At 64.8% G+C, this 2,481-nt stretch carries 4 protein-coding genes; 3 read left to right on the forward strand and 1 reads right to left on the reverse strand.

What is annotated here, in order from left to right:
- The coding region (locus MOV75_RS34545) for a LysR family transcriptional regulator (RefSeq protein WP_247007578.1) at positions 1-208 on the reverse strand (208 nt) is incomplete at its 3' end.
- A 116-nt stretch (positions 209-324) separates the two neighbouring features.
- Between MOV75_RS34545 and MOV75_RS34550 the strand changes: the two genes are divergently transcribed.
- From MOV75_RS34550 to wrbA, 3 genes are all read left to right on the forward strand, one after another.
- The gene (locus MOV75_RS34550; RefSeq protein WP_247007580.1) at positions 325-1,077 is read left to right on the forward strand and encodes an SDR family NAD(P)-dependent oxidoreductase; all 753 of its coding nucleotides are present in this window, start codon (positions 325-327) and stop codon (positions 1,075-1,077) included.
- A 36-nt stretch (positions 1,078-1,113) separates the two neighbouring features.
- Positions 1,114-1,812, forward strand: a complete 699-nt coding sequence (locus MOV75_RS34555) for a pirin family protein (protein ID WP_246931558.1) — start codon at positions 1,114-1,116, stop codon at positions 1,810-1,812.
- A 166-nt stretch (positions 1,813-1,978) separates the two neighbouring features.
- Positions 1,979-2,481 (forward strand): NAD(P)H:quinone oxidoreductase (wrbA, locus tag MOV75_RS34560; RefSeq protein ID WP_247007581.1); only part of this gene is annotated, 503 nt, incomplete at its 3' end.

Below are 2,481 nucleotides of genomic sequence, written 5' to 3' on the forward strand. Positions count from 1 at the left end.
CGGCGAGCTTGTGGCCGGCATCGGTCAGCGCGAGCCGGCGCGAGGTGCGGTTGAACAGGCGGGCCCCTAACCGCTCCTCCAGCCGGGTCACGGCCTTCGAGACCGTCGCCTTGGACATCGCGAGTTCGCTCGCGGCCCCCGCAAACGACCGTAATTCCACGACTTTTGCGAAAATCGCGAGCGCCTCGAAATCGGGGAGTTTTGCCATGGGACCTGTCCGATCGGAGCTTTTGGGAAACAATGCGTTTCTATAGTTTCTATTTCTATACCACAGGCGGAGCCTTATCCAAGGGTCATCAGAAATTCAGGAAATGGAGAAATCCAATGACCAAGAAGCTCTCAGGCAAGGTTGCCCTCGTCACCGGCGGCTCGCGCGGCATCGGCGCGGCAAGCGCCCGCGCACTCGCCGACGAAGGCGCTGATGTCGCCATCAGCTATGTCGCCTCGCCGGACAAGGCGGAGGCCGTCGTAACTGAATTGAAGGCGAAGGGCGTCAGGGCGCGTGCCTTCAGGGCCGACCAGGCTTCCGCGAAGGACGTCACCCAACTGGTCAACGACGTCGCCAAGGAATTCGGCCATCTCGACATTCTCGTCAACAATGCCGGCGTCGCCGCCGGCGGTGCGATCGACGATGCCAGTGCCGACACTGAAGCCTTGGCCCGTCAGGACCAGGTCAACGTGCATGGCGTGATCGCGGCGATCCGTGCCGCTTCGCAATTGATGGGTGAAGGCGGCCGCATCGTCACCGTCGGCTCCATGCTGGCCGACCGCGCCTCGTTCCCGGGCCTTGCCGACTACGTCGCCACCAAGGCAGCCGTGGTTGGCTACACCAAGGGCGCGGCACGCGACCTCGGCCCGCGCGGCATCACGGTGAACGTGGTGCAGCCCGGCTCGATCGACACCGACATGAACCCGAAGGATGGCGGCGAGTTCGCCGAGACCCAGCGCAAGCAGCACGCGCTGCAACGCTTCGGCCGCCCTGAGGAAGTCGCCGCCGGAATCGTCTTTCTCGCAAGCCCGGAAGCCTCCTTCGTCACCGGCACGGTGCTCAATGTCGACGGCGGCTTCGGCGCCTGATCCGAGCCGCCACTCTTCAAGTCAAGGAATACGCAGATGATCGAACTCAGACCTTTCGCAAAGCTCGGCGGCGCCGACCACGGCTGGCTCAAGGCCAAGCATCATTTCTCCTTCGCTAGCCACTATGACCCCAACAACATGGGTCACGGCGCCTTGCGGGTGTGGAACGACGACGAGATCGCGCCGAACACCGGCTTTCCGGCCCATCCCCACGCCAACATGGAAATCATCACCTATGTGCGCGAGGGCGCCATCACCCATCAGGACAGTCTCGGCAACGAGGGCCGCACTGAAGCGGGCGACGTGCAGGTGATGAGCGCCGGCAGCGGCATCCGCCACTCCGAGTACAATCTCGAGCCGACGAGGACGCGGATCTTCCAGATCTGGATCGAGCCGACGGCGCGCGGGGGACAGCCGACCTGGGGATCTAAGCCGTTCCCGAAGGCGGACCGCTCCGGCAAGCTCGTGACGATCGCGAGCGGGATCGAAGGTGATACCGACGCGCTGCCTATTCGCGCCGATGCGCGGGTGCTCGCCACCACGCTGAGGGCCGGCGAGAGCGCGGAATACGCGCCGCAGACGTCGCGGCATCTCTACCTCGTGCCCGCGGCAGGCGCCGTCGAGATCAACGGCGTCCGCGTCAACGCCCGCGACGGCGCTGCGATCCGCGACGAAGGCCGGCTGACGATCACCGCGCTGGAAGATTCGGAGATCGTGCTCGTCGACGCAGCGTAGCAACGCTCTCCGTCATGGCCGGGCTTGTCCCGGCCATCCACGACCCTCCACGAGCGGACAAGAGCGTGGATGCCGGGACATCTAGCGCGAAGACGCGCTTCGCGCTTCTGCCCGGGCATGACGACCTCAACAACTAGTCAAACTCATCGTCCAACGGAGACCACACATGACCAAAGTTCTCGTCCTCTATTACTCCGCCTATGGCCACATCGAAGCGATGGCCAACGCCGTCGCCGAGGGCGCACGCGAGACCGGCGCCACCGTCGACATCAAGCGCGTGCCGGAGCTGGTGCCAGCCGAAGTCGCCAAAGCCTCCTATTACAAGGTTGATCAGGCCGCTCCCATCGCCAAGGTCGATGACCTCGCGAATTACGACGCGATCATCGTCGGCACCGGCACCCGCTTCGGCCGCATGGCCTCGCAGATGGCGAACTTCCTCGACCAGGCCGGCGGCCTCTGGGCCAAGGGTGCGCTGCACGGCAAGGTCGGCGGCGCCTTCACCTCGACTGCGACCCAGCATGGCGGCCAGGAGACGACGCTGTTCTCGATCATCACCAACCTGCTGCATTTCGGCATGGTCGTCGTCGGCATGAACTACGGCTTTACCGGTCAGATGAAGCTCGACGAAGTCACGGGCGGCGCGCCCTACGGCGCCACCACGATCGCCGG

Source organism: Bradyrhizobium sp. PRIMUS42 (assembly GCF_023006515.1).
Classification (GTDB): Bacteria; Pseudomonadota; Alphaproteobacteria; order Rhizobiales; family Xanthobacteraceae; genus Bradyrhizobium.

Excerpts from the sequence above, each read along its gene's own strand:
- MOV75_RS34550 (WP_247007580.1), top strand. The coding sequence starts at position 325 with ATGACCAAGAAGCTCTCAGGCAAGGTTGCCCTCGTCACCGGCGGCTCG.
- MOV75_RS34555 (WP_246931558.1), top strand. The coding sequence starts at position 1,114 with ATGATCGAACTCAGACCTTTCGCAAAGCTCGGCGGCGCCGACCACGGC.